The 16,739-nt window shown below is 40.6% G+C and carries 18 protein-coding genes and 1 riboswitch; of the genes, 16 read left to right on the forward strand and 2 right to left on the reverse strand.

Annotation, left to right across the window (positions count from 1 at the left end; all coding sequences use genetic code 11):
- Positions 1 to 60: 60 nt before the first annotated feature.
- The 15 genes from hpf (at position 61) to O3650_RS04420 (ending at position 14,850) form a co-directional block, all read left to right on the forward strand.
- Positions 61 to 609 (forward strand): ribosome hibernation-promoting factor, HPF/YfiA family, encoded by a 549-nt coding sequence (gene hpf / locus O3650_RS04350; RefSeq protein ID WP_000599100.1) that lies wholly within the window; start codon positions 61 to 63, stop codon positions 607 to 609.
- 135 nt (positions 610 to 744) lie between these two features.
- Positions 745 to 2,718: a DHH family phosphoesterase gene (locus O3650_RS04355; protein WP_153193806.1), complete on the forward strand. Its 1,974-nt coding sequence runs from the start codon at positions 745 to 747 to the stop codon at positions 2,716 to 2,718.
- Positions 2,715 to 3,167, forward strand: coding sequence for a 50S ribosomal protein L9 (gene rplI / locus O3650_RS04360; RefSeq protein ID WP_000864213.1), 453 nt, complete (start codon positions 2,715 to 2,717; stop codon positions 3,165 to 3,167). The genes O3650_RS04355 and rplI overlap by 4 nt, the downstream gene beginning before the upstream one ends.
- A gap of 43 nt (positions 3,168 to 3,210) precedes the next feature.
- Positions 3,211 to 4,569, forward strand: a complete 1,359-nt coding sequence (gene dnaB / locus O3650_RS04365) for a replicative DNA helicase (RefSeq protein ID WP_000852491.1) — start codon at positions 3,211 to 3,213, stop codon at positions 4,567 to 4,569.
- Positions 4,566 to 4,832: a Veg family protein gene (locus O3650_RS04370; RefSeq protein WP_000128619.1), complete on the forward strand. Its 267-nt coding sequence runs from the start codon at positions 4,566 to 4,568 to the stop codon at positions 4,830 to 4,832. The genes dnaB and O3650_RS04370 overlap by 4 nt, the downstream gene beginning before the upstream one ends.
- A gap of 89 nt (positions 4,833 to 4,921) precedes the next feature.
- Positions 4,922 to 6,034, forward strand: a complete 1,113-nt coding sequence (gene cbpD, locus O3650_RS04375) for an N-acetylmuramoyl-L-alanine amidase family protein (RefSeq protein WP_203175214.1) — start codon at positions 4,922 to 4,924, stop codon at positions 6,032 to 6,034.
- Between the two features lie 77 nt (positions 6,035 to 6,111).
- Positions 6,112 to 6,214: riboswitch (TPP riboswitch) on the forward strand.
- A 69-nt stretch (positions 6,215 to 6,283) separates the two neighbouring features.
- Entirely contained in the window at positions 6,284 to 6,574 is a 291-nt protein-coding gene (locus tag O3650_RS04380; RefSeq protein ID WP_203175216.1) for a thiamine-binding protein, read from the forward strand.
- Positions 6,537 to 7,295 (forward strand): ABC transporter permease, encoded by a 759-nt coding sequence (locus tag O3650_RS04385; RefSeq protein WP_203175218.1) that lies wholly within the window; start codon positions 6,537 to 6,539, stop codon positions 7,293 to 7,295. Before O3650_RS04380 ends, O3650_RS04385 begins: the two co-directional genes overlap by 38 nt.
- A gap of 38 nt (positions 7,296 to 7,333) precedes the next feature.
- Positions 7,334 to 8,341, forward strand: coding sequence for an ABC transporter substrate-binding protein (locus O3650_RS04390; RefSeq protein WP_203175221.1), 1,008 nt, complete (start codon positions 7,334 to 7,336; stop codon positions 8,339 to 8,341).
- On the forward strand, positions 8,341 to 9,069 hold the full coding sequence (locus O3650_RS04395; protein ID WP_203175223.1) for an ABC transporter ATP-binding protein: 729 nt from the start codon (positions 8,341 to 8,343) through the stop codon (positions 9,067 to 9,069). Before O3650_RS04390 ends, O3650_RS04395 begins: the two co-directional genes overlap by 1 nt.
- Before the next feature lie 118 nt (positions 9,070 to 9,187).
- Positions 9,188 to 9,646: a CtsR family transcriptional regulator gene (locus tag O3650_RS04400; protein ID WP_001211279.1), complete on the forward strand. Its 459-nt coding sequence runs from the start codon at positions 9,188 to 9,190 to the stop codon at positions 9,644 to 9,646.
- A 1-nt stretch (position 9,647) separates the two neighbouring features.
- Entirely contained in the window at positions 9,648 to 12,080 is a 2,433-nt protein-coding gene (locus O3650_RS04405; RefSeq protein WP_153193810.1) for an ATP-dependent Clp protease ATP-binding subunit, read from the forward strand.
- 147 nt (positions 12,081 to 12,227) lie between these two features.
- A complete protein-coding gene (locus O3650_RS04410; protein ID WP_153193811.1) occupies positions 12,228 to 13,286 on the forward strand; it encodes an AAA family ATPase in 1,059 nt (352 codons plus the stop codon).
- Between the two features lie 9 nt (positions 13,287 to 13,295).
- On the forward strand, positions 13,296 to 14,075 hold the full coding sequence (gene pnuC, locus O3650_RS04415) for a nicotinamide riboside transporter PnuC (protein WP_203175226.1): 780 nt from the start codon (positions 13,296 to 13,298) through the stop codon (positions 14,073 to 14,075).
- Between the two features lies 1 nt (position 14,076).
- Positions 14,077 to 14,850 carry an NUDIX hydrolase gene (locus O3650_RS04420; RefSeq protein WP_153193813.1) on the forward strand — a complete coding sequence of 258 codons (774 nt, stop codon included), beginning with the start codon at positions 14,077 to 14,079 and terminating at the stop codon, positions 14,848 to 14,850.
- A 53-nt stretch (positions 14,851 to 14,903) separates the two neighbouring features.
- Here the strand turns inward: O3650_RS04420 and O3650_RS04425 are convergent, their stop codons facing one another.
- Complete coding sequence (locus O3650_RS04425) at positions 14,904 to 15,134, reverse strand: hypothetical protein (RefSeq protein WP_153193814.1); 231 nt, start codon at positions 15,132 to 15,134, stop codon at positions 14,904 to 14,906.
- 284 nt (positions 15,135 to 15,418) lie between these two features.
- Here O3650_RS04425 and O3650_RS04430 point away from each other — a divergent pair, with 284 nt between their 5' ends.
- Positions 15,419 to 16,117, forward strand: a complete 699-nt coding sequence (locus O3650_RS04430; protein WP_203175231.1) for a hypothetical protein — start codon at positions 15,419 to 15,421, stop codon at positions 16,115 to 16,117.
- Positions 16,118 to 16,186: 69 nt separating this feature from the next.
- Here O3650_RS04430 and O3650_RS04435 read toward each other — a convergent pair whose 3' ends face one another.
- Positions 16,187 to 16,738, reverse strand: coding sequence for a cysteine hydrolase family protein (locus O3650_RS04435; RefSeq protein ID WP_203175227.1), 552 nt, complete (start codon positions 16,736 to 16,738; stop codon positions 16,187 to 16,189).
- Position 16,739 lies beyond the last annotated feature (1 nt).

Genomic DNA, 16,739 nt, shown 5'->3' on the forward strand with positions numbered 1-16,739 from the left:
AAAATGAAAGCGTTATAATGAAATAAGAAAAACAAAAATGTTTAGAAAGAAGGTACTCATATGATTAAATATAGTATCCGTGGTGAAAACCTAGAAGTAACAGAAGCAATTCGTGATTATGTAGTTTCTAAACTCGAAAAGATCGAAAAGTATTTTCAAGCTGAACAAGAGTTGGATGCTCGAGTTAACTTGAAGGTGTATCGTGAAAAAACTGCTAAAGTGGAGGTAACGATTCCACTTGGCTCTATTACTCTTCGTGCAGAAGATGTGTCTCAAGATATGTATGGTTCAATTGACCTTGTAACCGATAAAATTGAACGTCAGATTCGTAAAAATAAAACAAAAATCGAGCGTAAAAATAAAAATAAGGTAGCAACTAGTCAATTATTTACAGATGCCTTGGTGGAAGATCCAAATGTTGTCCAGTCTAGAGTTGTTCGTTCAAAACAAATTGATTTAAAACCAATGGATTTGGAAGAAGCTATTCTACAGATGGATTTGTTGGGACATGATTTCTTTATCTATGTGGATGTTGAAGATCAGACAACCAATGTGATTTATCGTCGTGAGGATGGCGAAATTGGTTTGTTAGAAGTTAAAGAATCTTAATTTCAATATGTGTAAAGGAAGGTTTACTGAATTGTAAACCTCCTTTTTCTTATAATTGATAGAATTACTGATTACACTTTTAAAAAGTCGCTTTTTGGTGGTTATTATGGTATAATGGGTGCCAAGAGGTTTGGAATGAAAAAATTTTATGTAAGTCCTATTTTCCCCTTAATATTAGGAATAGTGGCGTTCGGAGTGCTATCTGTGCAACTTGTTTTTGTAACGAATACACTGGTAACGCTATTTCTTTTGATACTTATTTTGGGTTCATATATTTTACTATTCATCCATCAGAGAGACTACTACTCAAAGAGTGAAGTAGAACAAATCCAGTATGTAAACCACCAAGCTGAAGAAAGTTTGACAACCTTGTTAGAACAGATGCCTGTCGGAGTTATTAAATTAGACTTGTCGTCAGGTGAAGTTGAATGGTTTAATCCTTATGCTGAATTGATTTTGACTAATGAAGTGGGCGAGATTGATGTGGCATTAATTCAAACAATTATCAAGGCATCGGTAGGAAATCCAGGTTCTTATGCTACCTTGGGTGAGACCCGCTATTCGGTTCATATGGACAAGGTGTCTGGAGTTCTTTACTTCTTTGATGTGTCTGGAGAATACGAAGCGACTGTTGAGTTAGTAACGAGTCGACCTGTGATTGGGATCGTTTCCGTTGACAACTATGATGACTTAGAAGATGAAACATCGGAGTCTGATATCAGTCATATTAATAGTTTTGTAGCCAATTTTGTTTCAGAATTTGCTGGGAAGCATACCATGTTCTCCCGTCGAGTGAGTATGGATCGCTTTTATCTATTTACGGACTACACGGTGCTTGAGGGATTGATGAACGATAAATTTTCTGTTATTGATGCTTTCAGAGAAGAGTCGAAACAGAGACAGTTGCCCTTGACCTTAAGTATGGGATTTTCTTATGGTGATGGAAATCATGATGAGATAGGGAAAGTTGCTTTGCTCAATTTGAACTTGGCTGAAGTGCGTGGTGGCGACCAGGTGGTTGTCAAGGAGAATGACGAAACTAAAAATCCAGTTTATTTTGGTGGTGGGTCTGCTGCCTCAATTAAACGTACACGGACTCGTACTCGTGCTATGATGACGGCTATTTCAGATAAGATTCGTAGTGTGGATCAGGTTTTTGTAGTTGGTCACAAAAATCTGGATATGGATGCTTTGGGTTCTGCTGTAGGTATGCAGTTATTTGCCAGCAATGTGACTCAAAATAGCTATGCTCTTTACGATGAAGAACAAATGTCGCCGGATATTGAACGAGCTGTTTCATTCTTAGAAAAAGAAGGAGTTACGAAGTTGTTGTCTGTTAAGGAGGCAATGGGTTTGGTGACCAATCGTTCTTTGTTGATTCTTGTAGACCATTCAAAGACAGCCTTAACTTTATCAAAAGATTTTTATGATTTATTTACCCAAACCATCGTCATCGATCACCACAGACGGGATCAGGATTTCCCAGACAATGCAGTTATCACTTATATCGAAAGTGGTGCAAGCAGTGCCAGTGAGTTGGTAACGGAATTGATTCAGTTCCAGAATTCTAAGAAAAATCGTTTGAGTCGTATGCAGGCCAGTGTTTTGATGGCTGGTATGATGTTGGATACTAAAAATTTCACCTCACGAGTGACTAGTCGGACATTTGATGTTGCTAGCTATCTCAGAACGAGAGGAAGTGATAGTATTGCTATCCAAGAAATCGCTGCAACAGATTTTGAAGAATATCGTGAGGTCAATGAACTGATTTTACAGGGGCGTAAATTAGGTTCAGATGTATTGATAGCAGAGGCTACGGACTCGAAATGCTATGATACGGTTGTTATTAGTAAGGCAGCAGATGCCATGTTGGCTATGTCAGGTATTGAAGCGAGTTTTGTTCTTGCGAAGAATACACAAGGATTTATCTCTATCTCAGCTCGCAGTCGTAGTAAGCTGAATGTACAACGGATTATGGAAGAGCTGGGAGGTGGAGGCCACTTTAATTTGGCAGCAGCTCAAATTAAGGATTCAACCTTGTCAGAAGCAGGTGAAAAACTGACAGAAATTGTATTAAATGAAATAAAGGAAAAGGAGAAAGAAGAATGAAAGTAATCTTTTTAGCAGATGTCAAAGGAAAAGGTAAAAAAGGCGAAATTAAGGAAGTACCAACAGGGTATGCACAAAACTTTCTTATCAAAAAGAACCTAGCCAAAGAAGCGACTGCTCAAGCGGTAGGTGAGCTTCGTGGTAAACAAAAATCTGAAGAAAAAGCTCACGCTGAGATGATTGCAGAAGCAAAAGCAATTAAAGCCCAACTTGAAGCAGAAGAAACTATTGTAGAATTTGTTGAAAAAGTTGGTCCAGATGGCCGTACTTTTGGTTCAATTACCAATAAGAAGATTGCAGAAGAATTGCAAAAGCAATTTGGAATTAAGATTGATAAACGTCATATCCAAGTACAAGCTCCGATTCGAGCAGTTGGTTTGATCGATGTGCCAGTGAAAATCTATCAAGATATTACAAGTGTAATCAATCTTCGTGTGAAGGAAGGATAAGTTTACACCTTCTTGACAAGATTGTAAAAGGAAGGGAAGTCTGATGGCAGAAGTAGAAGAGTTACGAGTACAACCTCAAGATATCTTAGCTGAGCAATCCGTTTTAGGGGCTATCTTTATTGACGAGAGTAAGCTTGTTTTTGTGCGAGAATACATTGAGTCTCGGGACTTTTTTAAGTATGCCCATCGTTTGATTTTTCAAGCCATGGTTGATTTATCCGATCGTGGCGATGCCATAGATGCAACAACGGTTCGTACTATTCTTGATAATCAAGGTGATTTGCAGAATATTGGTGGCCTGTCTTACTTGGTTGAGATTGTCAATTCTGTGCCAACTTCTGCTAATGCGGAGTATTATGCTAAGATTGTTGCAGAAAAAGCAATGCTACGTCGTTTAATCGCTAAGTTGACAGAGTCTGTCAATCAAGCTTACGAGGCTTCGCAACCAGCTGATGAAATTATTGCTCAGGCAGAAAAAGGCTTGATTGATGTCAGTGAAAATGCAAATCGAAGTGGATTTAAGAATATTCGAGATGTGTTGAATGTCAACTTTGGGAATCTGGAAGCTCGCTCGCAACAAACGACCGATATTACAGGTATTGCGACGGGCTACCGTGATCTGGATCATATGACGACTGGTTTGCATGAGGAGGAGTTGATTATCCTAGCAGCCCGTCCGGCGGTTGGTAAGACAGCCTTTGCCTTGAATATTGCTCAGAACATTGGGACTAAGTTGGACAAAACGGTTGCTATCTTTTCGCTTGAAATGGGTGCGGAAAGTCTAGTGGATCGTATGTTGGCAGCAGAAGGTTTGGTGGAATCGCATTCTATCCGTACGGGTCAATTGACCGATGAGGAGTGGCAAAAATATACCATTGCTCAAGGGAATCTAGCTAATGCAAGTATCTATATCGATGATACGCCAGGGATTCGGATTACAGAGATTCGTTCTCGTTCTCGTAAACTGGCTCAAGAAACTGGAAATCTTGGTTTGATTTTAATAGACTATTTGCAGCTTATCACGGGAACTGGTCGGGAAAATCGTCAACAAGAGGTTTCAGAAATTTCACGTCAGTTGAAAATCCTAGCCAAGGAACTGAAGGTTCCAGTAATTGCTCTGAGTCAGTTGTCTCGTGGTGTAGAACAACGTCAGGATAAGAGACCGGTCTTGTCTGATATTCGTGAATCTGGGTCTATTGAGCAGGATGCTGATATCGTAGCCTTTCTTTATCGCGACGACTACTATGAGCGTGGTGGTGAAGAAGAGGAAGGCATACCAAATAATAAGGTAGAAGTTATTATTGAGAAAAACCGTAGTGGAGCTCGTGGAACAGTGGAATTAATTTTTCAAAAAGAATACAATAAATTTTCAAGTATTTCAAAAAGGGAGGAAATAAGATGACAGATGCATTTACAGATGTAGCTAAGATGAAAAAAATCAAAGAAGAAATCAAGGCACATGAGGGTCATGTAATTGAAATGACTTTGGAAAATGGACGTAAGCGCCAAAAAAATAGATTGGGTAAGCTAATTGAGGTTTATCCATCCCTATTTATCGTTGAATTTGGAAATGTTGAAGGAGATAAACAAGCTAATGTTTACGTTGAATCCTTTACTTACTCAGATATCCTTACAGAAAAGAATTTGATTCATTATCTTGACTAAAGTGAGAAATTTTCTCACTTTTTCTTTTTTTCTCCGAATAGTTTAAGTGAAGGTAATCTTCGATTTATATTATTTTTCAAGGAGGAAGAATGAAAATTTCACCATTTAAAGTAGCAGAGACAAGATTTTCTTTCAGAAAATCAGCTAAAAAGGTTGTTCCCTTTTTAGTAGTAGGATTGATGTTAGCAGCGGGTGATAGTGTATATGCCTATTCCGGAGGAAATGGATCGATTGCGCGTGGGGATGATTATCCTACTTACTATAAAAATGGGAGTCAGGAAATTGATAAGTGGCGCATGTACTCTCGTCAGTGTACTTCATTTGCAGCCTTTCGCTTGAGTAGTGTCAATGGTTTTGAGATTCCAGGAGCTTATGGAAATGCGAATGAATGGGGGTATCGTGCTCGTCGTGAAGGCTATCGTGTAGATAGTGTACCAACGATTGGATCTATTGCTTGGTCTACTGCAGGAGGATATGGTCATGTTGCCTGGGTTTCAAATGTAATGGGGGATAATATAGAAATTGAGGAATACAACTATGGTTATACAGGATCCTATAATAAACGAATTATAAAAGCAAATACGATGACAGGATTTATTCATTTTAAAGATTTGGAGGGAGGTAATGTAGTAAGTAGTAGCAAAGTATTCAATAGTCAACCTTCTTCGACAGGAGGAACTCATTATTTTAAGAATAAGGCAGCTATAAAAAATCAACCTTTAGTTAGTGCAACTTCAATTGCATATTATTCTCCAGGTGAGAGTGTTCATTATGATCAGGTACTTGAAAAAGATGGGTATAAGTGGTTGAGTTATATATCTTATAGTGGAAGTCGTCGCTATATTCAGTTAGAGGAGGTTGTGTCATCGCAGAATCAAACAGAAGGTAGTTCCAATGATGTTCTGACTGTTGGTTGGAAGAAAATAAATGGTAATTGGTATCATTTTAAATCAAATGGTTCTAAATCAACGGGATGGCTGAAAGATGGTTCTAGCTGGTATTATTTGAAAACATCTGGTGAAATGCAGACAGGTTGGTTAAAGGAAAATGGGGTTTGGTATTATCTGGATGGTTCAGGGGCAATGAAAACAGGCTGGTATCAAGTGTCTGGTAAGTGGTATTATTCTTACTCTTCAGGTGCCTTAGCTGTCAATACGACGGTGGATGGCTACAGAGTAAATAGTGATGGTGTGAGAGTATAGAAAAAGTAGGAAATTTTTCCTACTTTTTCTGTAAGCAGTTTCCTTGACATTTTTTTTATTTTGCGCTATCATATGTCCATATAATATATGGGAGTCTGTGTACAGTCTGAGAGGAAGCGTTAAGCTTCGACCGCACCTGATCTGGGTAATGCCAGCGTAGGGAACGATACTTAGTCTATTCTTGACCTTTTCCATATATGGTAAAGGTTTTTCTTTTTGTAAAAAGGAAAACGAGAAGAGGAGGTTCTTATGAAAGCAAGCATCGCCTTGCAAGTTTTACCCCTATCGCAGGGGATTGATCGGATAGCTGTTATCGATCAGGTCATTGCTTATCTGCAAGCTCAAGAAGTGACCATGGTGGTGACACCATTTGAAACGGTCTTGGAAGGGGAGTTTGATGAGCTTATGCGCATTCTCAAAGAAGCGCTAGAGATGGCAGGGCAGGAGGCAGATAATGTCTTTGCCAATGTCAAAATAAATGTAGGAGAGATTTTAAGTATTGATGAGAAACTTGAAAAGTATACTGAGACGACACATTAGTCTATTGGGCTTTCTAGGAGTCTTGTCAATCTGGCAGTTAGCAGGTTTTCTTAAACTTCTCCCCAAGTTTATCCTGCCGACACCTCTTGAAATTCTCCAGGCCTTTGTTCGTGATAGAGAATTTCTCTGGCACCATAGCTGGGCGACCTTGAGAGTGGCTTTACTGGGGTTGGTTTTGGGAGTTTTGATTGCCTGTCTCATGGCTGTACTTATGGATAGTTTGACTTGGCTCAATGACCTGATTTACCCTATGATGGTGGTCGTTCAGACCATTCCGACCATTGCCATAGCTCCTATCTTGGTCTTGTGGCTAGGTTATGGGATTTTGCCCAAGATTGTCTTGATTATCTTGACGACAACTTTTCCTATCATCGTCAGTATTTTGGACGGCTTTAGGCATTGTGACAAGGATATGCTGACCTTGTTTAGTCTGATGTGGGCCAAGCCTTGGCAAATCCTATGGCATTTTAAAATTCCAGTCAGCCTGCCTTACTTTTATGCAGGTCTGAGGGTCAGTGTCTCCTACGCTTTTATCACAACAGTGGTATCTGAGTGGTTGGGAGGCTTTGAAGGACTAGGTGTCTACATGATTCAGTCCAAGAAACTGTTTCAGTATGATACTATGTTTGCTATTATTATTCTGGTATCGATTATCAGCCTTCTTGGTATGAAATTGGTCGATGTCAGTGAAAAATATGTTATTAAATGGAAACGTTCGTAGAATGAGAATGTTTCTGAAAAAGAAAAGAGGAAATCAAAATGAAAAAAACATGGAAAGTGTTTTTAACGCTTGTGACAGCTCTTGTAGCTGTTGTGCTTGTGGCCTGTGGCCAAGGAACTGCTTCTAAGGATAACAAAGAGGTAGAACTCAAGAAGATTGACTTTATCCTAGACTGGACACCAAATACCAACCACACAGGGCTTTATGTGGCCAAGGAAAAAGGTTATTTCAAAGAAGCTGGAGTGGATGTTGATTTGAAATTGCCACCAGAAGAAAGTTCTTCTGATTTGGTTATCAATGGTAAGGCACCATTTGCAGTGTATTTCCAAGACTACATGGCTAAAAAATTGGAAAAAGGTGCAGGAATTACTGCCGTTGCAGCTATCGTAGAACACAATACATCAGGAATCATCTCTCGTAAATCTGATAATGTAAGCAGTCCAAAGGACTTGGTTGGTAAGAAATACGGAACTTGGAATGACCCAACTGAACTTGCTATGTTGAAAACATTGGTAGAGTCACAAGGTGGGGACTTTGATAAAGTCGAAAAAGTACCAAACAACGATTCAAACTCTATCACACCGATTGCCAATGGAGTATTTGACACTGCTTGGATCTACTACGGTTGGGATGGTATCCTTGCCAAATCTCAAGGTGTAGATGCTAATTTCATGTACTTGAAAGACTACGTTAAAGAATTTGACTACTACTCACCAGTTATCATCGCCAACAACGACTATTTGAAAGACAACAAAGAAGAAGCTCGCAAAGTTATCCAAGCTATCAAAAAAGGCTACCAATACGCTATGGAGCATCCAGAAGAAGCAGCTGATATCCTCATTAAGAATGCACCTGAACTCAAGGAAAAACGTGACTTTGTCATCGAATCTCAAAAATACTTGTCAAAAGAATACGCAAGCGACAAGGAAAAATGGGGTCAATTTGATGCAGCTCGCTGGAATGCCTTCTACAAATGGGATAAAGAAAATGGTATCCTTAAAGAAGATTTGACAGACAAAGGCTTCACCAACGAATTTGTGAAATAATGACAGAAATAAGACTAGAACACGTCAGTTATGCTTATGGCGAAGAGAGGATTTTAGAGGACATCAATCTGAAAGTCACCTCAGGTGAAGTGGTTTCTATCTTAGGCCCAAGTGGTGTAGGAAAGACCACACTCTTTAATCTGATCGCTGGGATTTTAGAAGTTCAGTCAGGGAGAATTGTCCTTGATGGTGAAGAAAATCCCAAGGGGCGCGTGAGTTATATGTTGCAAAAGGATCTGCTCTTGGAGCACAAGACGGTGCTTGGTAATATCATTCTGCCCCTCTTGATTCAAAAGGTGGATAAGGCAGAAGCTATTGCTCGCGCAGATGAAATTCTTGCGACATTTCAGTTGACAGCTGTAAGAGATAAATACCCTCATGAACTCAGTGGAGGGATGCGCCAGCGTGTAGCCTTACTCAGGACCTATCTTTTCGGGCACAAGCTCTTTCTCTTAGATGAAGCCTTTAGTGCCTTGGATGAGATGACCAAGATGGAACTCCACGCTTGGTACCTTGAAATTCACAAGCAGTTGCACCTGACAACATTGATTATTACTCATAGTATCGAGGAGGCCCTCAATCTCAGCGACCGCATCTATATCTTGAAAAATCGCCCTGGGCAGATTGTTTCAGAAATTAAACTAGATTGGTCTGAAGATGAGGACAAGGAAGTTCAAAAGATTGCCTACAAACGTCAAATTTTGGCAGAATTAGGCTTAGATAAGTAGAAAAATAGGGAGTTGGTGAAGATTATCCTTTACCAGCGCCCTTTTTCTTTTAAAAATGAGAAAATTTCGGTATAATAGTCAAAGATAGTCAAGGTTTAAAGAGAGAGGTGGGTTTGTAATGAGATTTAAAAATACATCGGATCATATTGAGGCCTACATCAAGGCGATTTTAGATCAATCTGGAATTGTGGAGTTGCAACGGAGTCAGTTGGCAGATACTTTTCAGGTTGTTCCTAGTCAGATTAACTATGTGATCAAGACACGCTTTACGGAAAGTAGAGGCTACTTGGTTGAAAGTAAGCGTGGTGGCGGAGGCTACATTCGTATAGGACGGATTGAGTTTTCTAGTCATCATGAAATGCTCCGAGAGCTACTTTATTCGATTGGCGAGCGGGTCAGTCAAGAAATTTATGAGGATATTCTACAGCTTTTGGTTGAGCAGGAATTGATGACCAAGCAGGAGATGAATTTGCTAGTATCAGTAGCTTTGGATCGCGTTTTAGGAGAAGAAGCTCCAGTTGTTCGTGCTAATATGCTACGACAGGTCATACAAGAGGTAGATAGAAAAGGGAAGTAAGATGAACTATTCAAAAGCATTGAATGAATGTATCGAAAGTGCCTACATGGTGGCTGGCCATTTTGGAGCTCGTTACCTAGAGTCTTGGCACTTGTTGATTGCCATGTCCAATCACAGTTATAGTGTGGCAGGGGCAACTTTAAATGATTATCCATATGAGATGGACCGTTTAGAAGAAGTAGCTTTGGAACTGACTGAAACGGACTATAGCCAGGATGAAACCTTTACGGAATTGCCGTTCTCCCATCGTTTGCAGGTTCTTTTTGACGAAGCAGAGTATGTAGCGTCAGTGGTCCATGCTAAGGTGCTAGGGACGGAGCACGTCCTCTATGCGATCTTGCATGATGGCAATGCCTTGGCTACTCGTATCTTGGAGAGAGCTGGTTTTTCTTATGAAGATAAGAAAGATCAGGTCAAGATTGCTGCCCTACGTCGAAATCTAGAAGAACGTGCAGGCTGGACTCGTGAAGACCTCAAGGCTCTACGCCAACGCCATCGTACAGTGGCTGACAAGCAAAATTCTATGGCTAATATGATGGGGATGCCCCAGACTCCGAGTGGTGGTCTCGAGGACTATACGCATGATTTGACAGAGCAAGCGCGTTCTGGCAAGTTAGAACCAGTCATCGGTCGGGATAAGGAAATCTCACGTATGATTCAAATCTTGAGTCGAAAGACCAAGAACAATCCTGTCTTGGTTGGGGATGCAGGTGTCGGAAAAACTGCTCTGGCACTTGGTCTTGCCCAGCGTATTGCTAGTGGTGACGTGCCTGCGGAAATGGCTAAGATGCGCGTGTTAGAGCTTGATTTGATGAATGTCGTGGCAGGGACACGCTTCCGTGGTGACTTTGAAGAACGCATGAACAATATCATCAAGGATATTGAAGAAGATGGCCAAGTCATTCTCTTTATCGATGAACTTCATACCATCATGGGTTCTGGGAGTGGAATTGACTCAACTCTGGATGCGGCCAATATCTTGAAGCCAGCCTTGGCGCGTGGAACTTTGAGAACGGTTGGTGCGACAACTCAGGAAGAGTACCAAAAACACATTGAAAAAGATGCGGCCCTTTCTCGTCGATTCGCTAAAGTAACGATTGAAGAGCCAAGTGTGGCCGACAGCATGACCATTTTACAAGGCTTGAAGGCGACTTATGAGAAACATCACCGTGTGCAAATCACAGATGAAGCAGTTGAAACAGCTGTTAAGATGGCTCATCGTTACTTGACTAGTCGCCATTTGCCAGACTCTGCTATCGATCTCTTAGATGAAGCGGCAGCAACGGTGCAAAATAAGTCTAAGCATGTAAAAGCAGACGATTCTGGCTTAAGTCCAGCTGACAAGGCCTTGATGGATGGTAAGTGGAAACAGGCAGCCCAGCTAATCGCAAAAGAAGAGCAAGTACCTGTCTATAAAGACTTGGTGACAGAGTCTGATATTTTGACCACCTTGAGTCGCTTATCAGGTATTCCAGTTCAAAAACTGACTCAAACGGATGCTAAGAAATACTTAAACTTGGAAGCTGAATTGCATAAACGTGTCATCGGTCAAGATCAAGCAGTTTCAAGCATTAGCCGTGCCATTCGCCGCAATCAGTCTGGTATTCGTAGTCACAAGCGCCCGATTGGTTCCTTTATGTTCTTAGGACCCACAGGTGTCGGGAAGACCGAATTGGCCAAGGCTCTAGCAGAAGTTCTTTTTGATGACGAATCAGCCCTTATCCGCTTTGATATGAGTGAGTATATGGAGAAATTTGCAGCCAGTCGTCTCAACGGAGCTCCTCCAGGCTATGTGGGCTATGAAGAAGGTGGGGAGTTGACCGAGAAGGTTCGCAACAAACCATATTCCGTTCTCCTTTTTGACGAGGTAGAGAAGGCCCACCCAGATATCTTTAATGTTCTCTTGCAGGTCTTGGATGACGGTGTCTTGACCGATAGCAAGGGCCGCAAGGTTGACTTTTCAAATACCATTATCATCATGACGTCAAATCTTGGTGCGACAGCCCTTCGGGATGACAAGACCGTCGGTTTTGGGGCTAAGGATATTCGTTTTGACCAGGAAAATATGGAAAAACGCATGTTTGAAGAGCTGAAAAAGGCTTATAGACCGGAGTTTATCAACCGTATTGATGAAAAGGTGGTCTTCCATAGCCTTTCTAGCGACCATATGCAGGAAGTGGTGAAGATTATGGTCAAACCTTTAGTGGCAAGTTTGGCTGAAAAAGGCATTGACTTGAAATTACAAGCTTCCGCACTGAAATTGTTAGCAAATCAAGGATATGACCCAGAGATGGGAGCTCGTCCACTTCGCAGAACCCTGCAAACAGAAGTGGAGGACAAGTTGGCAGAACTTCTTCTTAAGGGAGATTTGGTGGCAGGCAACACACTTAAGATTGGTGTTAAAGCAGGCCAGTTAAAATTTGATATTGCATAAAAATGGAGAATCAGGAGCAATCTTGATTTTCTTTTTTGCTACTTTTTTATAAAAAACAATAAAAAACTATTGACAAAACAAAAATATAGTTTATAATAAAAACATAGATAACGAAAATATCAAAAAATATAAAAAGATAATGCGTTTATGAAAAAGAAAACAGCAGTGGTATTTGGGACCTTTGCTCCGCTTCATCAAGGACATATCGATCTGATTCAGCGAGCGAAGCGGCTATGTGACCAGGTCTGGATTGTCGTTTCAGGCTATGAGGGAGACAGAGGGGAACAGGTAGGCTTAACGCTTCAAAAAAGATTCCGCTATATCCGAGAGGCCTTTGGTGATGACGAGTTGACCTCGGTTTGTAAGTTAGATGAGACCAATCTTCCTCGTTACCCTATGGGCTGGCAGGAGTGGTTGGACCAAATGTTAGAGGAGCTTTCCTATGATGAAATCCAGCAAGAACTAATTTTCTTTGTGGGAGAAGCAGACTACCAGCAAGAATTATCAAATCGTGGTTTTGAGACTGTTTTGCAAGAAAGAAAGTTTGGTATCTCAGCAACTATGATTCGAGAAAACCCAAGCAAATATTGGAAATATATCGCTCAACCCTTCCGTCGTCAGTTTACAAAGAAAGTGTTGATTATGGGAAGTGCCAGCAATGGGAAGACCACTCTGACCAAGGATTTGGCAAGGTATTACGATGCACCCGTCAGTCTGGAATACGCGCGTGAATACCAGATCAAAAACAATGTCCGCGACGATGAATTGACTCCAAAAGATTACTATTATCTCCTGTTGGGCCAGTATGACCAGACCTCTAAGTTAATTGACAGCAATGCCAATAGGGGACTGGTGATAGCAGATACCAACTCCTTAGTAACCAAGGGATACTATGATTATTATATGGAGACTGAGGATCAAGAGGACTTATCAGGAGAAACCTTTGATAATCTCTTTGTTTCGATCTTGGCTAAGGAAAAATGGGACTTGATTCTCTTTGTGCAGCCTGTCGGCTCCTATGTCAATGACGGATTTAGAGATATGACTATGGCAGAAGACCATATTCGTCACAGTTTTTCCCAGCATTTGGATCAGATGAGAGAGCGATATTTAACAACAATTCCACTAGTTTATCTAGCTGAGGATTATCTAGGAAATTATGAAGCAGCAAAAGTGGCTATTGATGCCATTTACCAAGCAGATTAGGATAAAAATATGAAAAAACTAACTGAAAAAATCACACAATTTATCGAAAACTTTAAAAATGTCCATGCGGAAGCCCGCAAGATTGGTTTTGCAGGAATCATGAACCTGCTCTGGAAAGATCTTTTTGTCGGTCGTAGCCTCTTCCAGTGGTTGTATCTCATCGTCCTGTCAAGTGTTCCCTTGATCTTGGAATTTACGCAAAATACAGAAAGTCATGACTGGATGAGCTTGTTTGCATCTTGGACTGGGATTGTCTGTGTTATCTTGGTAGCAGAAGGGCGTGCAAGCAATTATCTCTTTGGGGCCATTAACTCTGCTATCTATTTGGTTTTGGCTATGAATGCGACTTTTTATGGTGAAGTTTTGACGACTGTTTACTTCTTTGTCATGCAGCCGATTGGTCTCTATGCTTGGCTGTCCAATCGTATCAATGACCAAGGAAAAGTAGAAGAATCTCACTTTGAAGCTAAGAAATTATCTGTGCTTGACTGGCTCAAGTACTTGGCTTTGACTGCTATCATTTGGATTGGTATGGGCTTGGCATACCAAAGTATCCATAGTGTTCGCCCTTTCCGTGATAGTGTTACCGATGCGACCAATGGTGTCGGTCAGCTCTTGATGACACGTCTCTACCGTGAACAATGGATTTTCTGGATTGCAACCAATCTTTTTAGTATCTACCTCTGGTGGGGTGAAAATATCCATATCCAAGGGATGTACTGGGTTTACACACTCAATAGTCTAGTAGGTTGGTACCAATGGACCAAGGCAGTTCGTAAGGAGGCATAAAATGGCAGACATAAAGATTCCAGAAGGGATGACGGAAAAAGAATATTTTGAAATTCATGCCAGTCAGGAGGAGTTTTTAGACTGGTACTACAAGCAGGAACTCCCTCAATACGAAAAACCAAGTGTGACGGTGGATATGGTAGCCTACTGCTTTGTCGAAGGAAAGATCAAGCTCTTATTAATTCGTCGCAAGGCTCACCCTTATCAAAATTGTTTGGCTCTTGTTGGAGGATTTATGGACAAGGGCGAAGATGCTGCGCATGCCTGTCAGCGTGAGGTGAGAGAAGAAGTCAATCTCGATCTTCCTTTGGAAAAAATCGAGCAATTGATGACCGTATCGACTCCCGGCCGTGACCCACGGGGCTGGACAGTGACCATTGCCCACTTGGTTTATTTGCCTAGTCGTGCATTAGAACTTGTTCAAGCAGGAGACGATGCCAAGGATGTGGTTTTTGTAGATGTCGATTTTCAGACGGGTAAGTGCTTCTTAGAGGGAGTAGAGTTGGAGGAGCAAGCTTTCGCTTTTGACCATTATGCCATTATCCAAGAATCCATCAAACGAATCCAAGGCCGTCTCGACTGGAATCCGACCTTCCTTTATCTGCTGGAGGAGGAGTTCACTGTCTACGAAGGAACTGAACTGGTCAATCTTATCAACCCCGGTCGTCCAATCGTCAGCAATAACTTTCTCGTAAAATACGGAGAATATGTAGAAGAAGTCGGACTCAAACGAGTACCTAAAAAGAAACCAAGAAAAACCTATCGATTGAAATAAAAAACGAGGTCGGGAAAAAGCTCCCGACTTCTTTATTTGCTGTTGCGACTGTTTTAGGGATGGCTATCTTTCTTAGAATTACTCAACATGTGAGTAAAGAAGTCTTTGTATCGATACTTGAGATAGTTCTCATGTAAAAATAACAAAGATATATAGAAAATCATAAAAACTGTAGTCAGATAAAACACATCAAATGCAGTTCGCGCATAGTAAGTGGCTGATTGATAAGAGCCAATAGCTGCCACAATCAACCAAGGAAGATACTTGTAATACTTATTTAGCATAAGAATGCACCTCCTATATTCTATTTCAACGTTATTATATTCCTTTGTACTTAAAGATGAAAGCGATTACACAAAAACAAATTCAAATTTTTAATAGGAAAATCTCCTGTTTTTCTGTTTTATTACGAATAGAAGAGTAGGAGGAGTAAATGTATCTAAATTATGTGAGATTTTTAAAATAGTTTAGATAAATTATTGACATATTTAAATCTGAATGTTACAATAATATTACAAAAAGATTTCGTTATATTTCTAAAACATTACAAAGGAGTAGAAAAATGAAAATGAAAAAGAAAACCTATATCAAATTGATGGCAGCAACTGTATTGGCTTCTACCTTGCTATTAGGAGCTTGTGGAAATAAAAAGGAAACAACTCAAGCAAGCAGTTCTTTTAAGACAAGCCAATCATCAAGTTCTAAAGCAACTTCTGCTAGCGAAGAAAGCAAGACTCAGAAATCCTCAAGTTCAGCTTCATCTGAAAAGTCCAAGGCGTCTACTGACCAGTCTGCAGTAACTACAACATCATCACCAGCAACACCTGCACCAGAGCAAAGACAAGGTCAAGAGGTGTCTAATCAACAGGCAGCTAGTCAACAAACTCCTGCTCAGTCTCCTTCAACTCAACAGTCTCCTCAAGCCCAGTCTAACCAATCAAGCTATGACCCAACAACTGACCGCAAACTTCAAGACAAACAAGCAGAGCAAAATAAACGCTACAAGGGTGTTTTAGCCATGGTAGATGGTGATTTCTCAGCAGCAGCTGGCAACTGGAAGGGAGCAAATGGCGAAACCATCACAGTTTCATCAGGTGGTCAATTTACAGTAGAATCTGCTGATGGAAAGAAAGAAAGTTACTCTATCAGAGGCTACTCTTATACTCTTGATAGTGGCAAGTATAATGCCAAAATCGGTGGAGGAAAAGTCATCCAAATTACAACAGGAGCGGATGGCAAGGTTTCCAGTGTTGCTTTGAGTCAATAATAACTCTCAGTATTTAAGTTTTTACAATCAAAGAAAATCCATCAGCTCAATAAGGGTTGACGGATTATTTTATACTTGTACTTGGGTTAAAAATTCTTCTGTAGTAAGAATTTGAGCAAATTCATCTTGTAGAGAAAGGAGATTAATCTCATGGATAGTCTCAGGAGAGATGGCCTGACCGTTTTTGTTAGATAGGGTAAAACTGGCAGTGGCATCTGCTAGTAAAGTGACTTCAAAACCAAGATTTGCTGCCATTCGTGTCGTAGTAGATACACAATGAGGTAGGGTCAAACCAACAACGACTAAATGACAAATCTGATTTTTTCGTAAATATGTTTCAAGATTTGTTCCAATAAAGGCGCTATTAACCGTTTTTTGAAAGACAGGTTCGGAGGTGATTGGCTCAAATCCACTTTTAAACTCCTGATTTTGTTTGTTATGAAATTGCGACTGGGGATTGTCAGATATGTGTTGAACGTGTAAGACTGGAAGACCGTGTTTACGAAAGTATGCCAGTACCCTCAGTGCTTGATGTTCAGCTTGAGGGTTGTTTCGTTCTCGCCAGATAGGGTTATCAAATGCTTTTTGCATATCGATAATCAGTAGAGCAGTATGAACCATT

The organism is Streptococcus sp. 20925_1_24, from assembly GCF_041432335.1.
Lineage (GTDB): Bacteria > Bacillota > Bacilli > Lactobacillales > Streptococcaceae > Streptococcus > Streptococcus mitis_BM.